Below are 20222 nucleotides of genomic sequence, written 5' to 3'. Positions count from 1 at the left end.
ATAAATTTAAAGGCGAAAAATAGATCACTCGTCTAAAACATATACACAATATATAATCAGAAATAAAGCGCTAAGTGAAATGCTTTTTACAACCAGGCCAACACCGGATGATATACTTATAAAAAAGAAAGCAATTGCCCAGTAAGAAATAATTCCACATTTACTTATTAGTATTTTTATTATTTTCCAGGTAAAATAAAATAAAATAAAACTTAATAATGCACCATAAGTTAATATCATTCCCACCCAGAATATTTCAACTCCATAAATGGTGCCGTAGGCAACCTGACGAGCTCCCAAAGATTTATGGATGTCGCCAAAAAACAATTCAAGATTTGATGCATCTGCCAGCATCTGTAATGCTAAAATACGGGAGTAACTACTACCATTATCATCTTGAACCCGATCAATTAACTGATCAAACACACCCAATTGAAATGCTGCTATCAAAATAGCTATAAAAGAAACAATTGTTACTTTAACTTTAATGACATTAAAGTAATTTCTGCCTTTACCAGTTAACTCCAGCCAGAAACGTACCAGGCTCATTAAAATAATAAACACAAAAGCCATTGCAATACTGGTCCGCCCGCCAAATAGTGGCAGAACAAGCAGACAATGCATCATTGTAAAAGACTGTAAACGTGTTGCCTGCCTAAAACAGATTAATGAAAAACTTGTTACCACATATAAAGCACAAATTAATGTAGATGCTAAAGGATGACCAAATAAACCAGATGCACGCCATTCCCCCCATTCCCGCATATCTAAAATCTCGCCTGTCCCCGTATAATCAATCAATATTGAAGGAATAAGCGGCGTGCCCATTTTATACTCAACAACTGCCATTATCGTATTAATAAACAGCAAGCCATGTATCAGATAGGCTAAATATTTTATTTGATTATTGTTTAATTGCAATAATAAAATCAGCAATAATCCAGGAGATAACCAGCTTACAATCAAGCCTGACACAGGCAGGCCTAATACAATTTGCGTGTATATGATTGACAGAAAACAAACCAGTAAATAAGAAAAAACACCAAGCCTAAACACACTGCGCCCTAATCTTTCTTCACCATTTGCGTAAGCCAAAAAAGCTAATAAAGATAGAATAAACGTTATAGTTGATGGGTGAATTTTTTCCAGAGCATTTCCACCTTCACCGGCATAGTTATAGCCAAATAAAGCCAGCATATTGCCTGAAGCACCTAGTAATAACAGGGTGGAAAACAATAATAAAAGATAAGGCCACTTTGGTAAGCCCTGTTGCTCTTCCTGCTGGCACAGGATTGTAGTATTTAAATGAAGCTTTGCTGTCATTATTTTTTGTGCCTCAAATAGTGCTGTAAACGGGCTCGATATTCGAATGCCAGAACAGTCAAATAAGCAATCATCCCAATTAGAATATTTCCTGCCAAATTCAATCTTATATCCTTCAATTCCGGTTTAAATAAAATAGCAATAGCCATGACAACCGTAGCAATTGCTATTTTACATGCATCTTTTACCGGGAAACGCAATTCGCGGCAGCCCAGTAAATAAACCAGTAATGCAATTACAACACAACTTCCTGCCAGCACCATGGCAATAACCCCGCCTACCAGGCCTAAGAAATGAATTAAAGGGAAAGATAAAACCAGCGTAAACAAAGCCAGACTGCCATCAACCATAATTAAAGGGCGGGTATTTTTAGTGACTAAAAAATAATGATTTAAGTAATTATAAACAAATGAATACAGGCCACCACTAAGCAATGCCCAAGGTAGAATTTCTAAAGTTACTTTTTGAAATTTCTTAGCTAAAACTAATTGTACTAAATCCGGACTCACTAAATACAAACCAGCCAGGCAAGGCAACATGGTAGCTAACAACAAGGCACAATTATCCGCCAATTGCTGCATGGCCGCTGAAAGACCAGATTCCTGCATACGCCGAATGGCCAGTGGTAATCCCGCCGCAGTAACCAGCATTGCCGTTAATCCCGCAGCCCGCTGACCCAAACCAAAACCCACCGCATAATCACCTGCTGCTGCAACCCCTAATTCATGATCAATAATATAGCGCGATAAATTACCAGCACCCCATGCCAGGGTGCCAGAAATGATTAAAGGCAGGCTATATATAAATGCCTGCTTTAATATTGAATGATCAATTTGCCAGCCTACCCAGCCCGTTTTATTTCGCACCAGCGAATAAATTAGACCAATGGCCTCACCCAAGGCATAGCCCAGTAAAGGATAGGCAGGATTATCCCCATACGACAATAAAATAATGCCAATACCTAAACCAAATACAGGCCCAAAAATTGATAATAAATTGTAATCCAGTGTTTGGCTTCGAACAGCAGCGATATTAACATTATGCTGATTAATACTGCGTAATATAACAAATAAAACCACCGACAGGTCCAGCAAAAAATCAGGCTCTGCAACCACAAAAAGACGCAATAACAATAATCCGGCAATTGCCTGTGCTAATGCTGCAAACAACAATATGCTATTTGAAGTGCTCTGAAATATTTTGGCACTACCATGAGTTTCACCAGTAAAACGTAAAGCATATTGTGACCACCAGGCCAGGAAAATTGTACGAATTAACTCTTGCTGCCCAGAAATCAAGGTAGCAATACCGATTGTTTCCGAGCTGGCAATATGCGTCCAGATAAGAATAGAAGCAAACTGAGCCAGTGGGCTCAATAATTGAGCGGGCAATAAACCTAAAGTTTTTTTGATTAACATTTAAACCGTATCATCTATTTTTATAATCGCAAAAAATTTTGGCAACTCCACAATATACTTATTATGGTAAACCACCTAAAATTGAAATTGGAACAATATTTCCAATACTAGTAAATAGCATTACTTTTAAACATTATATAAAACAACATATACCGCAGATAAAAATCTTAAATCAATTACCCTTATAAATTGCAATATTTATTTGAAACAGTCTAAATTTTTATTATCAATAAATACTGAAACTTCTTATACATATTAATTTTACATTAATAAATTTATTTTTCATTAAAAACTGCTCATTAAATACCCACACTCTGTATTATTTTATGTCGTTCATATAAAATATTAATTTGCTTACTTGCTTTAAAAGGCGTTACCTCGGCACTCACCTGCTCGGCTAATAATTTGCCTTTTTTCATATCCTGCCAATACACCATTAAAGTGTTTGCTAATTCTTCAATCCGCTCAGCGCTATCATCATTTTCAGCCAGCACAGTGCCACTTGTTTGTTCTTTTAATACCAGATGCATTTGTGGTAAATACAGCGAACAAACAGGCCGGCCTGCACAAAGTGCCTCTAACACATAAACCGGCATCCCTTCAAAAGTTGAAGTTACCAGACCTAAATGCCACAGGGGCCACAGTTCCGCAATTTGTGCCGAAGTTTTAAACCCATGAAGAGTACTGATTTTTTTAATCATATTAAATTCCGGAAATATCCCCGGATCCGCAGCACCCACATAATGAAAATGAGCACCTGTAGCAGATAATTCATTTATTCGCTTAATCACCTTAAACATCATACCGGGGCGTTTAACATGATCCAGCCGCCCGGCAAAAGCTAATTGTACCGGTCCATTTAAATTTAAATAAGCAGTCGGCTTAAATAGATGATCATCCACACTTACCGTCATAAACTCTGTTTTTATTGCTGCACCATTAATTTCTTTTTTAATCCTTTCTGTTTGCTCTTTATTTACAGAATACACATGGGCAGCATGCTTCACAGCATAGCGCTCATTAAAATAGTGAATATATGAATACTTTGCCAGTAATGAATCCATGGGCTGATCCGGCTTCATATCGCCATGTGTTGTCAACACATAGGGGCAGCCAATAAGCTGGCACAGCCAGGCATACTCATAGCGTTGAATATCAATCGATGTCGGCATTTCACGGCTTATTACGCGAATTCTGCGTAAATATCTAATTACACTCTTAAAAAAATTCAAAGTTAAAGACTGCGTTATTTTTTTTGCTACACTATTGGCAATTACCTGATTGCAATGTAGTACAGGCATAAACCAATAACAGCAACCATTTTCGGTAATTTCTGTTAGCTCCCCCAAGGGTAGCTTTCCTGAATCATCCACGCCAATAAGAATAATTCGAGTCCCTGCTGGCTGATAGCGAAGGACTTGACGCACATGGGTTTCTATCCCTCCTACTTTACTACCAAAAGGATCAAGGGCATGCAGCGAAATAATCGTATTTTTATACTGGGGCTGGCTAAATTTTATCATGTAGATTTATCTTTTTTATAATTAAGCAGTGTGATCCAGGCAATGCAGAAATAACTCGCTCGTTTCTTTTGCCGCTTTCTCCCAGCTAAAACGATCAGCATTGATTCTTGCCTTGATGGATATATCTGTAAATAAATGCTCATCTTCATAAAGACGCTGCATGCATTGAGCCATTGCCTCTGCATCACCTTCAGGGAAAAATAAAGCCCCCTCACCTGCAACTTCTCTTAATACAGGAATATCGGAAGCAATAATGGGCAAACCATATGATTGCGCTTCGATAATGGGCAGCCCAAATCCTTCAAAATGAGAAGGAAATGCCAGATAACGGGCAGTAGCATATAAATGCCCTAGTTTTTCTGCAGAAACATAACCCAAAGATGATGGGTATATTCCATTTTTTAATATATTGGCATGCGCGGCAAAGCGGCTATGATCATCACGGCCAACATGGTAAACAGGTAAATGAATACCTTTATTTTTTAAGTATGTCATCGCCGAAACTAATGTTTTAGCTCCTTTATTAGGGGACAGATTAGCCACAAAAAGCCCGGCCTTTTCAGCCGATCGCACAGGATGGCTGTCAATCACATCCAGGCAGGATGCCTCATGAATAACCTGCGTCTTTTTAACTAATTTCGGATGATAACGCTGCACGTCATTTTTAGTATTATTTGATACACAGATAATTGCATCTGCAGCTTTTCCTGCTAACGGAAAAAAAATATTCCAGGCCAGGCGGTGATGCCATTTATAAGATTGTGGTGATACATCAAAATATAGATCATGTGCAACAAATACTTTCTTTGCTTTACCGCGAGTACCCCCTACAGGATTGCAGTTAAAAACCAGATCAATATTATAATCACGGATTATTTTTGGCAGAATATAATTCTGATTTGCAATATTTACAGCCTGAGAATTAATGTATTCTTTTTCAATAAAAACAATATTTGAATCAGCTATTTCAGCAGGTAATTTATCGCGATGCCAGCAGGTTAACAACACCAATTCAAATTCATTTCTTTTAATTATGGATTCCATTAAAAAAAATAAATAATTACTAATCCCAGATAGTTTATTAGCCGGCTCAAGCAAATGGTTAATCAAAATTCTCTTTTTCATGTTATTCAACTAAAATTTTAAATACATATTTAAGAATATAGCTATTTAACTAAATTTAGCCAGGCCCACTCTATCCACTGTTCAGTATTCCTCTGTGTCCATCCATTTAGCCAATACCCTGGAAAAAACTAACTCTTTATCCTTCAAAACCTGAGCATTCCACATTTCAATAGCATTTTTTGCATCTCTGCCAGATGCTTCAAAAAACTGCCCATCGGCCAGCTTTGCTACAATAGCCTGGCATGCAGCCGCTTCATTGCTATTGCTAATTAATATAGATCTGGTATTGGCCGTTACTTCATTAAACACTGCAATATCAGATGCAATAATTGGAATTCCACTGTATAGCACTTCTAATAAAGGCAAGCCCAAACCTTCATCAAGTGAGGTACATAGAAAAAGGTGACTTGAATCAACCAGATTACGTAATTCATCCATAGCTAAATAGCCATGATATTGCACATGCGAATAAGGCTTAAGCATTTCTGGTACACCGCCCCAGCCTTCACGGCCAGAGATATGCAGCTCAACCGGCCGCCCCAATTGGGCAGACAATTGTTGTGTTATTTTTGCAGCAAAAAGATAATTTTTACGTGGCTCCAATGTACCTAGCATAACTATTTTAAGAGCGGTATTTCCCTCAGGCAGATAGCGCTCTTTAAACTCAAATTTAAATATATTTTCTGCCCGTGGCCTTAATTTATAAATTCTGGCATCGGGGCGAGCCACTTTAGCCAAGTGATCTGCTGTGGTCTGCGAGTTTACAAAAAATATTTTTAAATTTTTAATTGCATAAATAAATGATGGCCGCATATAAAGCCTGGCACGAATATTTAACTCTTTTGGTCGTTCCAGCAAAAACAAATCATGAATATATGGAACAACCCTTTTACCAAACAGCATGCTGATCAGGATGCTGGGGGGAAAGCCCGGAAACAATAACTGTGCTTGCGGGTTTTTACGTGCCAGCAAAGGAATATCCAGCCATTGCGCTTTAATCATGCCTAATGCAGTAGCAGGCCTGGTGTGCATCACATTAAATTGTTTTAGTACTGCAGCTGAAAACAACTCTTCGGAAATACGCTCAATGCCGGTTATTTTTCTCCCCATATGAGAAAAATCAACAATTACACTCGGTTTTTCCTGGTTTACATCCTTCATTATTTATTCCCATAACCCAATTTACGCTGATTCAACATTTCTTTACCAGCGTAATAAAAAAATTTCCACGAGTTAATAAGGTAGCGCTTTGCTAAACGGGTGGGCTCACATGCTAGCCGCCAAGCCCATTCAAGGCCGTTTCTTTGCATCCATAAGGGGGCTCTTATCATATTTTCACTAAAAAATTCAATCGCAGCACCAAAACAAAATACATGCATATTTTCAATCTGGTCCCGATGAAGATAGGCCCAAATTTCTGATTTTGGAGCCCCGACACCCATATATAAGTGAGTGCATTGCACTTCTTTTAATCTTTTAATAAACTGGTTTGCATATTCTTCATCTTTTTCAAAACCAAATGGTGGCACTTCAACCCAAACTTCTGATTCTTTAAAACCATGTTTTTCTAACCATGAATTTAAAAAAACCCGTGTAAATTCAGTTGCAACCATAAAACAGGGCCGGTGTTTTTCCGGATGCATAAGCTGCATTAATTTTGGAAATAAATCGGCGCCAGTCACCCGCTCAGGGATTCTCACCCCGACAAGAGATAAAAACCGCTCAACAGGAAAACCATCAACAGTCAGCAGCCACGCAGCATGGCACGCTTCTTTATAAATAGGGTTGTTATGCAGGGTTACAATATGATCAACATTAGGGGTAATTAAAAGCCGGGATGGAAAATGCTGCCCTATTGTATTGCATGTTGCCATTTTAACAACCTGATCAAGCGTCAGCATACTAAAGTTCAAACCGAATACAGCCTTACTTTTTATTAAATTTATAGTATCAGTATTTTGCATTCTATTGAAATCCATCTGCATTAAAGTCAATACACTTATAGGTAAGTTCACCACATAACGTAAAAATGGCATGCTTAATTAGAAAGCATTCTTATTAATAAAGCCTTTAAAAACAGTTAAAAATACAATTTTCAAATCAAAAAATAAAAACCAGTATCTTAAATAATGTAAATCGTCGCCATTCCGTATTTTTATTTTATCCGGCCTGTCGGTTTCGCCACATCAGCCATACAGTTGCGCGCAGCCAATTTCCCGCCCAGCATAACCATCCGGAGGCCACTGCGAAATGAGTTGTATACCGCACATGAGCTGCCCGCCAGCATTAGCTGGCTTACCAGCACGAGTGTGGCAATAACGAATATCCGGGTCTTTACCAGCCAGAACGCTATGTTGCCGCAATAAAGATACCAAGCCATGCAGCTAAATGGCTGATAGCAAAATCAGCGTTCTTTTCTGCATTGTTGTTACCCAGCTCACACTTTAACCGGCGCTATTAACTATTGTTTTTATTAATTTTTCATCGCCTCCATTGAAAAATAAGCCAATGAAGTACAGGAGCGCGAATTTAATTCCATTAACCAGCTCCCCAGCATCCGTGAATTTCGCCGTTTTGTGCTGGCTTTTAATGTAATTGAGCGGGTTCACCAATTTTTAAACCTGGGGCGGCGGCGGGCTGAGAAATATCGCCGCCAGGCATTAACCGATACCACTACCGGTCTCGATAATCGCCGGAATCTGGGTCTATGTTTGGAAGGTGTGTTCAAAAAATTACCGCAGCAACAGATCAGCCTAAGGCACACTGCTCCAGCAACCAATCCTTGAACACCTTCACCGGATAAGCATCGCGCTTACTGCTTGGGTGGACCAGATAATAGGCATTGCGGCTGGGTACGGGCCGGTCCACTGCCACGACCAGACACCCGCTGGCCAGCTCGTCCTGTACCAGAAATAGCGGCAGCACTGCCATGCCCAGCCCTGCTAAGGCTGCCTGAATCACCATATAAAACTGCTCAAACCTTGGGCCTTTCACCGCATTAATGCTGTGCTCGCCCACAGCTTCAAACCAGTCGGCCCATGCATCGGGGCGGGTACTGTGCTGCAGCAGGGTAAAACTCATCAAATCTGCAGGCGCTTTTAAGCAGCGGCCAGCCAGCAGGCTGGGGGCACAAATGGGTACGGTTACTTCGTTCATCAGATGGTGGTATTGCACGCCCGGCCAGGAGGTATCACCAAAGTGAATCGCCACATCGATTTCTTCTTTAGCAAAATCAAACGGCTTTAAGCGTGTCAGTAAATTAAGCTGGATTTCCGGGTAGCGGGTAGTAAAGCTACCCAATCTGGGCACTAACCAGCGCGAGCCAAAGGTGGGCAAGATAGCTAGATTAAGCGCGCCACTGGTGCCGCTATACGCCATCAGGGCCAACGTGGCCGCCTCTGCCCTGTCCAGCACATCCCGGATATCCCGCGCATAGGCTTCCCCTGCATCGGTCATAACCAAACGTTGCTTAATCCGGTAAAAAAGTGCCCTGCCTAAAAATTCTTCCAGTAAACGGATCTGCCGGCTGACTGCGCTTTGCGTGATATTCAATTCTATTGCAGCACGGGTAAAACTGAGCTGCCGCGCCGCTGCATCAAAACACTGTAAAGCAGCAAGAGAAGGAAGAATACGCCGCATAGAGTTCATGATTTTTAGGAATGATGTAATAAGAATACATCGCTTGAAGCGAAAACGAAATCATTCCAGACTGACTATGGCGCACTGTGCTTCGCTTCAAGTGCGCCCTACCATGCACCATACATATCACGCACTCGCCCACATTCTTGAAAAGGTCTTGCCAAAATGGAACAGAATGTCTTTGCCACATCCCAGCTTGCTCAATTACTGACTCGTGTTGCGGGTGAGCAGAAAACCCGGCAACTCTTTGCCATGATAGAAGTTGACCCGCGCTTACTGGGCCCTGGCGAGGCGCGCGTCAGCCGTAGCGTGCTGGCTCAGGCAATGAATATGATGTTGTTTGCACAAAACCTGGCGGCAGTGCCTGAGGGCGCTCGCTATGTGACAGAAAAACAGGCTGCGGGTGAAAAAGTATTGTTTGATCACGGTGCTTTGCGTACCGTCGATGCGCCACGCAATGGCGCTTTGCCGCATGGCGAGCTGGCATTTAAACGCATTCTGGAGCCACTTGGTTTTGCCGTGGCAAATGTATACCCGCTTAAAAAACTAAAAATGACCGGCCGCGCTTATTGCCATCTGGATTTACCCGAAGTCATTTCGCAATTTTTTGTTTCCGAACTGCATGTTGAACAATTCTCAATGAATTTCCAGATTGCTGCCGAGCGCGTAGTGCACAACTCGCGTGATCCGCTTAAACCCGAGCATTTAAGCCTGCTGGCACAATTAAGCGAGCATCACTCCTTAAGCTTTGACGATGCCATAATCCTATTGCCTGCCTTGGTCGGCTGTTTTGATGTGCAGCATGAAGTGCCGCATTGGGTGGATTACGAAACGCTGCTGGCAGAATCTGCCGAAATGGCCTGGATCAGCACCGAGGGCAACCGCTTTAACCATGCAACCGATCGTGTAGCCAACGTAATAGCACTGGCCGATGATCTGCGCTCTAAAGGCTACCCGATTAAAGACAGTGTTGAAATTTCCGGCTCTGGCGCAGTGCGCCAAACTGCACTGCGGGCGGCGATGGTGCAGCGGATTTTCCTTGATGAAAAAAATCATCCCGTTACCCGCACCGTGCCCGGCTCTTTTTACGAATTTATCAGCCGCGACAAACTCCCCGATAGCAAAGCGCTGGATTTACGCTTTGACGCATCCAATGCACAGGGGATCTTTAAAATGACGGCGGCGGCTTAGGCGGAGCAAACCCAAACCTTAAACCACGGAGTCAAGGAGAACACGGAGTTTCACGGAGAAAACCATGTAGGGTGACTGCAACCCCATACTCGCTAGGCAATTTGCTTTTAGCCTTAGCAAATCGCACAAAACAAATTGACCACGCTCTTTGCACGGGGCTTTTAGAGCCCCCTTGAAGCGCGCCGAAGCGAGGAACAAGCGGGGCGGGGTTTCTTTGATCCTGTTTGAGCGAGCGCAGCGAGTGAGTCCCGCAGCCGCCGCCTCGATTGTCCGCAGTGAGGGGTTTCGTGCTTCGTGGGGTCGCCTTCTTTGGCTTCGTTTCTTGGCGAAACAAGAAAGGAAGGCCCCGCAGTGGCTACCGCACCTAAATCAACGTGCCGAAGGCACTAAAAAAGTCTTTTCATATTTTGCTTAGCATATATGGTGCAACCCGCGTATTTTCTAAGAAAAGCTCGGCGGCTTGCACCCGCCCTACCTTCATCCACCAGCCAAGATCTATGATCCCTCGCCTCTCTAAAACGCCAGCACCACAATCCCTCTACCTCGATTTTATCGCGGAGCTACGTTTGCGTGGTTTTGCAGGGGAGATCACTAGCCGCCTTGCGGATCGCACCGTATTGGCGACGGATAATTCGATTTATCAGCTACTACCGCAGGCGGTGGTATTCCCAAAACACACCGACGATGTAATTCGTATCGTTAAGCTGGCAAGCGAGCTGCGTTTTAGCAGCATTAAGCTTTATCCGCGCGGCGGCGGCACCGGAACGAACGGTCAGTCTTTGGGCGATGGCTTAATCGTTGATCTGTCTAAAAATATGAACGCCATTCTGGAGATTAACGCGGAGCAGCGCTGGGCCAGAGTGCAAACAGGTGTGGTTAAAGATCAGCTCAATAGGGAGCTGGCCAAACACGGGCTGTTTTTTGCTCCCGAATTATCCACATCCAACCGCGCCACCATCGGCGGGATGATTAATACCGATGCCAGTGGACAAGGCTCCTGCCTTTACGGTAAAACACGCGATCATGTACTGGCGCTGGATACTATTTTGCTGAATGGCACGCTTTGGCATTCGCAGCCCATCAGCCCGGATACACTGCAGCAAGTCTGTGCACAGGATAATCTGGTTGGTCATGTGCACGGCCTGATCGCGCAAATTCATAAAGATCATGCAGCGCAAATTACAAGCACTTTTCCCAAGCTTAACCGTTGCCTGACTGGTTACGATCTGGCGCATATTTACAATAATAAAGGTCAGTTTGATCTGAACGCGATTTTATGCGGCTCGGAAGGCACGCTGGGGCTGATTGTTGAAGCCAAACTGAATGTGCTGCCACTGCCCAAATTCAGCGCGCTGATTAATATTCGCTACGCCAGCTTTGATGCGGCGCTGCGCGATGCACCGCATTTAATGGCGCTGGGCGCGGCATCCATCGAAACGGTGGATTCCACCATTTTGCAGCTCGCCAAAGGCGATTTAATCTGGCACGGCATCCGTGAGTTTTTCCCCGAAGATACAACGCCAACGCTGGGGATTAATTTACTGGAAGTGCTAAGCGAAACGGAAGAACATCTGGCCACGCAAATCGCCCATATCGAGCAAGGCTTGCAAGGTGACGCAAGGCTGGGTTTTACCGTGGCGCGTGGCGATGCTACGGTAAAACGCATCTGGGGAATGCGTAAAAAATCGGTCGGCCTGCTAGCGAACAGAGCCGGAAACGCCAAGCCTGTTCCCTTTGTAGAAGACACCGCCGTGCCGCCAGAAAATCTGGCCGATTACATCCACGATTTCAGAGCACTACTCGATCAGCACGGCTTGTTTTACGGCATGTTTGGCCATGTGGATGCAGGTGTTTTACATGTACGGCCCGCGATTGATATGAAAGAACCCAACGCGCTGATCATACTGCGCGAGATCAGCGATGGCGTGGCAGCGCTTACACAAAAATATCATGGCGTACTCTGGGGCGAGCACGGCAAAGGACTGCGCAGCGAATATGCACCGGCTTTTTTTGGCGCGCTTTATCCCTGTTTGCAGCAGATCAAGCAGGTGTTCGATCCGCACAATCAGCTCAACCCCGGCAAAATCGCCAGCCCGGATGCGCTAATCAAAATTGACGAAGCGCCCACCCGTGGCCAGTTTGACCGGCAAATCCCCATTCATATTCGCAAAGATTACGATGGGGCGCTGCATTGCAATGGCAACAGTGCCTGCTACAACTTCGACCCCGATGACGCGATGTGCCCATCGTGGAAAGTCACCAGGGAGCGCCGCCACTCCCCCAAAGGCCGCGCCTCTCTAATGCGCGAATGGCTGCGGCAATTAGCGGCGCAAGGGGTGGATCCCACGTCAACAAAACCCGCCACTTTATTACGCCGGGCTGTTAATAGCATGCTCAAACGTAAAAGTAACGAGCGCTCGTCAGAGCGTGGCGGCCGGAGCACAGGAACCGGAATGTATGGTTTATACATGAGGATTCCGAGCACCGCCCGACGCGCTATCACGAGATGCACAGCACTTTTACCAAGCGACTTTTCAGAGGAAGTGATGGAAGCCATGCACGGCTGCCTGGCGTGTAAATCTTGCGCGGGGCAATGCCCAGTGAAGGTGGATATTCCTGATTTGCGCGCTAAATTTATGTCGCTCTACTACGGCCGGTATCTGCGCCCCGCCAAAGATTACCTAGTCGCCAGCCTGGAAGCCACGCTGCCAGCTATGGCCAAAATGCCCAGGCTCTATAACGCGGCGATCAGCAATCCGCTGGCCCGCAATATCATACAGCGGCTTAACCTGATCGAAAGCCCTCTGCTCACCGGTGTCAATCTGCAAGCCACCCTGCTGCAACGTGGCTTTGCCATGGCTGACGGCCAATATCAGGCCAACGCAGTGATTATCGTACAAGACGCTTTCACCAGTTATTTTGAAACCCAGCTGGTGCTGGATGTGTTTGAGCTGCTTAAAAAACTGGGCTTTGCCCCGCAGCTTGCCCCGTTTAAGCCCAATGGCAAGCCGCTGCATGTGCATGGATTTTTAGATCGCTTTAAACAAGCGGCGACAGATAACAGCGCCATGCTGCAAAAGCTGGCCCAAAACGGTGTGCCGCTGGTGGGGATTGACCCATCCATGACGCTGACTTACCGCAGCGAATACGCCAAAACGCTGGCAAACCCACCTAAAGTGACGCTGCTACAAGAATGGCTGGCCGAACAATTTACCAAACGAGCACCCACGCTAAAACTTAACACTGCCGCCTTTACGCTAATCCCGCATTGCAGCGAAAAAACCAATGTGGCCAGCGCATTCAGCGATTGGGAGAAGGTATTTACTTCACTTGGCATGTCGCTCAATACTCAGCCCGCAGGCTGTTGCGGCATGGCCGGCACTTTTGGCCACGAGGCGGATCACAGAGAGCAATCAAAGCAAATTTACGCGCAAAGCTGGGCTAAAATTGTGGCAGAGCAAGGGGATAAACTACTCGCCACCGGCTACTCCTGCCGTTGCCAAGTTAAACTAATAGACAAAAAAAACCTCAACCACCCAGTGCAAGCTTTGCTGGCTTGCTTTTAATAGACTAGCGCTAAACTTACATGGCTAAACCTTGAACCACAGAGAACACCGAGGCCACAGAGCTTCACAGAGAAAAACACAGCAATTCATAAGCACAGAAAATCTGTAGGGTGGGCACCTTGTGTGCCCACGCAGCGAATGTCACACGAACGCGTGGGCAAAAAACTTGCCCAGCCAACATTGCTTAACTTGATACTTATGGGCTAGCTGCCAAGCTCAATAATTTTTTGAACGATTATGTTTTGCATTTCTCCGTGTAACTCTGTGCTCTCTGTGAGCTCTGTGGTTCAAGGTTTAGCTCACTCCCCCATCACCAGGAGCCCGCCATGCCACACACTCATCCTGTTCTTGCTGATTTCCTGAGTTTCACCTTACAAGATCATCCCATCGATATCGTCAAAGGCACGCTGGCCAGTGGAGTGCATTGGCATTACCTGGGCGAGGGTTTGCTGGAGTTTGTGCCGCATCATGGCAGCGATCAAAGCCTGGTTTTGTCGGCAGGAATACATGGCAATGAGACTGCGCCGATTGAGCTGCTGAATACCTTAGTTAAAGACTTGGCGACGGGGCAGCAGGCTTTGGATGTACGGCTTTTGGTGTTGCTAGGTAATGTGGCCGCGATGCGGGGGAGTGATCGCTATCTGGATGACGATCTCAACCGCTTATTTGACCACCGCCATACGCATCTGCCAGAAAGCCGCGAGGCGCTGCGTGCCGCGCAAATTGAAGCGGCAATGGCACAGTTTTTTGCCGGAGCCAGCGGTGCGCGTTATCACCTTGATCTACACACCGCCATCCGCCCTTCCAGCTTCACCCGCTTTGGCCTGCTTCCTTACCAAACTCGGCCTTATGATGCCCATTTGCTTAAATGCCTTGAGTGCTGTGATTTAGGCGCGCTACTGATTAACCATGCCCCGGCAGGCACTTTTGCTTACCATTCCAGCCAGCACCACGGCGCAGAATCGGTAACGCTGGAGCTGGGCAAAGTGCAGCCCTTTGGGCAAAATAAACTCGATGAATTCGCTGGCATCAACGCACTCATGCAAAGCATGGTCTCCGCCACCAAGCCCAACTGGCCCGCCCAGCCCTATCAAGTGTTTAAAGTGGTCGGCCAGCTAGAGAAACACAGCGAAGCCTTTAAACTGCACCTGCCAGACGACGTCGCCAACTTCAGCAGCTATCCCCAGGGCACGCTGATTGCATCGGATACCGGCTACGAATACAAAGTCAGCCACTCAGAGGAGCGCGTCGTCTTCCCCAACCCCAAGGTAAAACCGGGCGTTCGGGCAGGATTGATGGTGGTAGAAGTAAAGGATTATTAAAACATCCTTGAAACATAAGAAAAACCTAAAGTCTGTAAACACGGAGAAAAGAAAAATAATTGCCCTATTGAGCATCGGGCGATTCCGTCATTCCGAGTGTTTTTGTCAGGGATTCAGTGACGCTGCTGGATCCCCGACTAAAGCGTTCGGGGATGACGATCCAATCGGTATTTGCCTCGGCTTATGTTTTCTCTGTATTCTGCTTTTAAACTTAGTGCTCTCTGTGTCTACAGATCTTAGGTTTGAAGACCTCGCTTTTCGCTTACAATACCCTCCTGCATTAAATAAAGGTTTGGCCTGTGTTTCCCATCAATACCGATATCCCCGGCTATGGCGCTGATACGCATACGATTGAAAACTGGCAGTGGTTTCAGGCCGTTGGCCATCTGGTTGCAAGTGAGCTGCTGACAAAGCCGCGTGGTACGGTAGCCATACTGGCAGAAGAAGAGCGTGCTTACTGGCTGGCGCTCATTGAAGAGCAATACTATCTGGCTACTGCGCCGGTTATCGAAGGCGAAATCTACCTTGCCGCCGCAGCGCTGGCACGCGATTTAGTGGGGATATGTGGCGATGAGCTGGCCTATATGCGCAGCGGGCTGGCCAGCTGGCTGCTCGATCAGAGCACACTGCAAGTTGAAGCGCGGCAGCTACAATGCTGGCAAACACTGCCAACTTATGCAGGCTGGGATGATTAAAACAAACGACAATGCCTGAACGATTATTCTGCAGATACAAAAGAGCAGCTCACAGGAAAAATCTTTAAAACTTCCCCAGCATCATGATGCTTGTATCCCGGTGGCCTGCTTTTTTGCCGTGCACTGCACAATATCAGCCATGCTTACGCCAGTAAGCAATAGCTCATATCACTGGGATGATGATCCACCTGCTCGGCCAGCCAGCAGCTCCCCCCCAATTGCACCACCGGCTCTTCCGCCAGCTGCGCTACGGGTACATCTCGTTGATCCAGAATCAAGGTTACATCGCAGGCCAGGCTGTGCCCCAGTGCAAATTTAAGCAGCTCTCTTAAAGAATGTGCAGCGTCTGCACTAGGCTGCAGAGCTGAAAACTCTGCCCAGCGCAGTGGCCCCAGCCGTAAATTAAGCTTGGTCTGCCTATCCCAGATTCTGTCCCCGGCAAAAGCTGAAACACCCAGCTCGCAGGATGCGCCGCCCAGCTGGCTTTGCTCTTCTTCCGGTAAATTCATCCACTGGCCGGCAAATTGCACCAGCTCCGCCCTAAAGCCAAAAAAACCTTCGATCAGTGTAACCAGAGCCTGGCTGGACATCGGCTTCTGGCTTAACAGGCCTGCATAGTAAATAAACAGGTTTTCATTATGCAGTGCCCCCTGCCCCATCTGAGCCCGTAGCGCGCTCAGCCCCATTCCGCCCAAATCAAGCAAATTGCGGCTAAAACCATCAGGCTCGCCACTTTCGGCCTGTAACCAAAAGCGGTATTTCTTCCAGGCTCCATAAAATAAGGCAATGGAGCGATGGCTAAAAATATCCAGAAAGGCATGTAAGGTCGGGTCGCGATACTGCTGGCGACGCTCAATCAGCAGCTCGGTATAGCTCGTTGGCAAAACACCACTTGGCCCGGTTAGCCCCATAAAAGCGACTTCCAGCTCGTTCAGCTCGCCGTCTGCGGTTTGTACAGCGGTGTAACGCGTCATTTCACTGGCAGGAAAAGACAAATTAGCCAGGGTACGAAAGCGCAAACCGGCAGGCAAAGGCCCGCGCCTGTCCCCCCGCTTTTTCGCAGACAAACCCAGAAGCCGCACCGCCTGAAAAAATCCAAAGCCGGTTGGATTAGCCAGAAGCTCCTGATCCAGATGACGAGGGTGTTTAAAACTGACCATGCAGCGGCCTCCCGTTTGATACACAAAGATGAGCCATTAAATAACCAAAGCCTCACCCGCTCGTGCAGGCCATACCGCCAGCTCTTCGTGCTTGGTTTTTACCCGCAAACGGGTAAAGCTGTTTGGCGAGCAATACAGTGCAAAAAAGCGCTCCAGTACACTGGCAAACAGGTAAATACTCCCGCCCACGTAATATTCTTCATCCAAAGTCAGGGTGATTTCAGTGCCGCGTACAAAACCCGCAAAATCCCGGCCTAAAACACGGGTAACTGCCGGTGCACTGCTAATGGCACTAATGCCCTGAATCTGCCGGATATTCACAGGTGAATCAGTCTGGTTATAGAGCACAAGCATTTCCTGCAAGGCAGAACGCCCCGACTCGACCAACGATAAATAATTGAGCGATAAATGGGAAACCAGACGCCATTGCAAGCCACGCTTTTGCGGCGGGCGTAAGCTATTACTTGGTTTACGCAGCAGCTTCACCCGCTTCACTACCGAATGCCCCGGCAGGCTGAAATCGATATGCTGGCCGGACTGGCTGCCACCAAAAGGAATCAGCTCGGGCAGATCACGATTACTACAGAGCAACTCCAGGCTTAAAACCTCGGCACCGGGCCTGACAGCATTAAAATCCAGATCAACCAGATGCAGCTCTAAATCCGTGCCTTTATCATCCTGGCGTGGCGAAGCTTCGCGGCTGGCGTGCCAGTAAAATTTGGGGCCATCTTTGCTTACCCCGTGGCGGATCGCATAAAAGGGCAGGACTTCTTCGCTACTTTCCTGGCTGCCGGTTTTTTCTACCCGCACCACACGCCTGACCTGCATCACTTCAAAAGCATGCTGCTTACGTGCATCGGGCACAACGGGATAACTGGCTTTCTGATGGGTAACACGAATCGGCTCACCGGCCTGCACAAAGAGATTTACAATGGGCGTGCAGCCCAGTTTGAAATGCGAAGCCTGCAAATGATGCAAAAGGCGTGCATGGCGTTCTGTATCCGGCCAGCGTTGAATCATGCATTGAATCACTAACTTGCTGCCCCGGATGGTTTGCGCTACATCGCTGAGCTGCTGAATATCTACAAACAGAAACTTATCCGGGCAGCTGAAATACTCAGTCAGCAGGCGATAGCCCAGAAAAGAGCGCTCATCGTATTCCAGCACCCCTTCATCACGCCCAAAACCTACCGGCGCAAGCGCTGCGGCAGGTAAGAAACGGGTACAGGCCGGATCATCACTACCATCGCCCACGCGCAAACGCGTTGTGCCTGACAGTAGCAGCTCATACACCAGATGCATCAGCGCAGGCTCGCCATCCAGGAACAATCTGAGCGACTGCAAATTAATACTGCTGATCGGTAAATTGCCGTGAGTATTGAATTCCAGCGTTAAAACGGCCGCCGCATCGGGCGCGATGCGGCGCAGATTAGGCGAGCTGCTGCTTAACTCCAGCTTGGCATCTGACAAAGACAGTGGGTAAAGATCAACCGGATAGCAGGTTCTGAATTTACACGTTACACCCTGAATCGCCGGCGCATGCACCGGCTGGCCACGCTCGATCACATAGCGTTTGGCAATTTCGGGGCGCTGCGGATCACATTCAAACTGCACAATGCTGGACGATGGAATCGGCCGCAAATAGTGAGGATAAAGTACATCTAAAAAGCTGGAGGCGATTTCCGGGTACTCATCGTCCAGCTTTTTATGAATGCGTGAGGCAAGAAAGGCGAATGATTCAATCAGCCGCTCGGTATGCGGATCTTCACACTGATCCCCTTCCAATTGCAGGCGACCTGCAATTTTAGGGTAGCGACGGGCAAACTCGCCTGACAATTCGCGTAATAAGCTCAGCTCACGTTCGTAATACGGCAATAATGAATCAAGCATGAGGTACGGTCTTTCCGGAGTGAGTAAATATAACGAGCAAATTCTGCGTCAATATTAAATATACTATCGACCCATATTAAGCTGACATTATCAGGCAATACTGAGTAATAATGAAAGGAATTGTTACCCTATTTATGAATTTAAACCTAGGGTTAATGACAAACACTGTAATTAAAACACCATATTGACAGATTAAATATTTTTTAAAAGCGATGAAAACGCCATGACTACCCAAGAAAAACTGGCCACTTTGCTGGCCCCCATCTCTGCAGATCAACCCGCTGGCGAGGATTTGGGCTATTCCGCGTTCTTTGATCAGATTCGTGAAGCACGCCGTGCAGATGACCCCAGCCTATCCCAGGGTGACTGGGGCCAGCAATTAAAAACCGCCGACTGGGGTAAAGTGCTCCAACTCTGCAAACAGGCACTCAGCCAGCAAAGTAAAGATTTGCAACTTGCAGCATGGTATGGCGAAGCACTGGTCAAAACCGGTGGCTTTGCCGGAGCCCAGCTAGCCTTACAACTGGTAGATGGCTTACTAGAGCAATACTGGGAAACCTGCTACCCGGAATACGATCCTAATGATTTAGACGAGCGAGTGGGCAAGCTGGAATGGTTTAACAATCAGATGGGTATGGCGCTACGCGAAGTGGCACTTACCGATCCAGCCCACGGCGGCTACAACTGGCAGCAGTGGCAAGAATCGCGTGAAGTAGAAAATCTGGGGCTCAAAGACAGCCAGGCCAAAGAAGCCGCACTAGCCGAGGGCAAACTCGCCGGGGAAATCTTTGATAAAAGCGTAAACGCCAGTGGAGCCAGCTGGTTTAAACAGCTACACGCCCAGCTTGAACACACCCAACAGGCCTATCAGGTGCTGGATAAACGTATTGACGAGCGTTTTGGCTTTGCCGCGCCTAATTTTGCCGAATTACGTAATGCACTTAATGCCTGCTTTGAAGTCGTTACCCGCCTGCGACTGCAGTGGGGCGAGCCTGCTGCATCTGCTCCTGCCCGTAATGAGCCCGCTTCCGTGATTCGCCACGCCCCCCCTGTAGCCGGCCCTATACCCCACCAGCCAATCAGCCACAACCCGGCCCCAACGCATCAGGGCCCGTTACAAAGCCGTGCAGATGCGGTACGCCAGCTAGTTGAAGTTGCCCGTTATTTCCGCCAGCACGAACCGCACAGCCCCGTGGCCTTGCTAGCCGAGCGCGCAGCCAAGTGGGCAGAAATGAGCCTGGAAGAATGGTTGGGATCGGTAATTAAAGATGGTGCAACGCTGGGCCAGCTCAACGAGCTGCTTGATATTAAGCGCGATGACTAGGCGGTAACAAAGATACGGCAATAAATACAACTGCCCGGTGTACATT

At 46.7% G+C, this 20222-nt stretch carries 15 protein-coding genes, 1 other RNA gene and 1 pseudogene; 6 read left to right on the top strand and 11 right to left on the bottom strand.

Features of this window, described 5'->3' with window-relative positions; all coding sequences use genetic code 11:
- Positions 1 to 24: 24 nt before the first annotated feature.
- The 8 genes from EJO50_RS01990 to gcvA all read right to left on the bottom strand — a co-directional run bounded on the left by EJO50_RS01990 (position 25) and on the right by gcvA (position 9028).
- Positions 25 to 1323, bottom strand: a complete 1299-nt coding sequence (locus tag EJO50_RS01990; protein ID WP_125971339.1) for a VpsF family polysaccharide biosynthesis protein — start codon at positions 1321 to 1323, stop codon at positions 25 to 27.
- Positions 1323 to 2741 carry a lipopolysaccharide biosynthesis protein gene (locus EJO50_RS01985; protein WP_125971338.1) on the bottom strand — a complete coding sequence of 473 codons (1419 nt, stop codon included), beginning with the start codon at positions 2739 to 2741 and terminating at the stop codon, positions 1323 to 1325. The genes EJO50_RS01990 and EJO50_RS01985 overlap by 1 nt, the downstream gene beginning before the upstream one ends.
- A 299-nt stretch (positions 2742 to 3040) precedes the next feature.
- On the bottom strand, positions 3041 to 4264 hold the full coding sequence (locus EJO50_RS01980; RefSeq protein ID WP_125971337.1) for a glycosyltransferase: 1224 nt from the start codon (positions 4262 to 4264) through the stop codon (positions 3041 to 3043).
- Positions 4265 to 4285: 21 nt separating this feature from the next.
- Entirely contained in the window at positions 4286 to 5389 is a 1104-nt protein-coding gene (locus EJO50_RS01975) for a glycosyltransferase family 4 protein (RefSeq protein WP_125971336.1), read from the bottom strand.
- 81 nt (positions 5390 to 5470) lie between these two features.
- On the bottom strand, positions 5471 to 6550 hold the full coding sequence (locus EJO50_RS01970; RefSeq protein ID WP_125971335.1) for a glycosyltransferase: 1080 nt from the start codon (positions 6548 to 6550) through the stop codon (positions 5471 to 5473).
- Complete coding sequence (locus EJO50_RS01965) at positions 6550 to 7353, bottom strand: WecB/TagA/CpsF family glycosyltransferase (RefSeq protein WP_164521407.1); 804 nt, start codon at positions 7351 to 7353, stop codon at positions 6550 to 6552. Before EJO50_RS01965 ends, EJO50_RS01970 begins: the two co-directional genes overlap by 1 nt.
- Before the next feature lie 222 nt (positions 7354 to 7575).
- Positions 7576 to 7752: a hypothetical protein gene (locus EJO50_RS17095; RefSeq protein ID WP_164521406.1), complete on the bottom strand. Its 177-nt coding sequence runs from the start codon at positions 7750 to 7752 to the stop codon at positions 7576 to 7578.
- 385 nt (positions 7753 to 8137) lie between these two features.
- The gene (gcvA, locus tag EJO50_RS01960; protein ID WP_125971333.1) at positions 8138 to 9028 is read right to left on the bottom strand and encodes a transcriptional regulator GcvA; all 891 of its coding nucleotides are present in this window, start codon (positions 9026 to 9028) and stop codon (positions 8138 to 8140) included.
- A 165-nt stretch (positions 9029 to 9193) separates the two neighbouring features.
- Between gcvA and EJO50_RS01955 the strand changes: the two genes are divergently transcribed.
- Both EJO50_RS01955 and EJO50_RS17680 read left to right on the top strand, forming a co-directional pair.
- Complete coding sequence (locus tag EJO50_RS01955; RefSeq protein ID WP_125971332.1) at positions 9194 to 10219, top strand: DUF1338 domain-containing protein; 1026 nt, start codon at positions 9194 to 9196, stop codon at positions 10217 to 10219.
- Positions 10220 to 10716: 497 nt separating this feature from the next.
- Positions 10717 to 12246: pseudogene (locus EJO50_RS17680) on the top strand (FAD-binding oxidoreductase); the annotation flags it as partial.
- A 350-nt stretch (positions 12247 to 12596) separates the two neighbouring features.
- Here EJO50_RS17680 and EJO50_RS01945 read toward each other — a convergent pair.
- A non-coding RNA gene (locus tag EJO50_RS01945) (sX9 sRNA) lies at positions 12597 to 12689 on the bottom strand.
- Positions 12690 to 12765: 76 nt separating this feature from the next.
- Here EJO50_RS01945 and EJO50_RS01940 point away from each other — a divergent pair.
- The 3 genes from EJO50_RS01940 (at position 12766) to EJO50_RS01930 (ending at position 15802) form a co-directional block, all read left to right on the top strand.
- Positions 12766 to 13785 (top strand): (Fe-S)-binding protein, encoded by a 1020-nt coding sequence (locus EJO50_RS01940; protein ID WP_125971331.1) that lies wholly within the window; start codon positions 12766 to 12768, stop codon positions 13783 to 13785.
- Positions 13786 to 14111: 326 nt separating this feature from the next.
- Entirely contained in the window at positions 14112 to 15107 is a 996-nt protein-coding gene (gene astE / locus EJO50_RS01935) for a succinylglutamate desuccinylase (protein ID WP_125971330.1), read from the top strand.
- 299 nt (positions 15108 to 15406) lie between these two features.
- Positions 15407 to 15802 carry a hypothetical protein gene (locus EJO50_RS01930; RefSeq protein WP_125971329.1) on the top strand — a complete coding sequence of 132 codons (396 nt, stop codon included), beginning with the start codon at positions 15407 to 15409 and terminating at the stop codon, positions 15800 to 15802.
- 143 nt (positions 15803 to 15945) lie between these two features.
- Here EJO50_RS01930 and tssG read toward each other — a convergent pair whose 3' ends face one another.
- Both tssG and tssF read right to left on the bottom strand, forming a co-directional pair.
- Positions 15946 to 16962 carry a type VI secretion system baseplate subunit TssG gene (gene tssG, locus EJO50_RS01925; RefSeq protein ID WP_125971328.1) on the bottom strand — a complete coding sequence of 339 codons (1017 nt, stop codon included), beginning with the start codon at positions 16960 to 16962 and terminating at the stop codon, positions 15946 to 15948.
- Between the two features lie 36 nt (positions 16963 to 16998).
- A complete protein-coding gene (gene tssF, locus EJO50_RS01920) occupies positions 16999 to 18852 on the bottom strand; it encodes a type VI secretion system baseplate subunit TssF (RefSeq protein ID WP_125971327.1) in 1854 nt (617 codons plus the stop codon).
- Between the two features lie 223 nt (positions 18853 to 19075).
- On the opposite strand from tssF, the gene tssA reads away from it, so the two are divergent.
- Positions 19076 to 20176 (top strand): type VI secretion system protein TssA, encoded by a 1101-nt coding sequence (gene tssA, locus EJO50_RS01915; RefSeq protein WP_125971326.1) that lies wholly within the window; start codon positions 19076 to 19078, stop codon positions 20174 to 20176.
- Positions 20177 to 20222 lie beyond the last annotated feature (46 nt).

This window comes from Iodobacter ciconiae, assembly GCF_003952345.1.
Classification (GTDB): Bacteria; Pseudomonadota; Gammaproteobacteria; order Burkholderiales; family Chitinibacteraceae; genus Iodobacter; species Iodobacter ciconiae.
The sequence above is the reverse complement of the archived record's forward strand: the minus strand, read 5'-3'. Positions and strand labels throughout refer to the sequence as shown.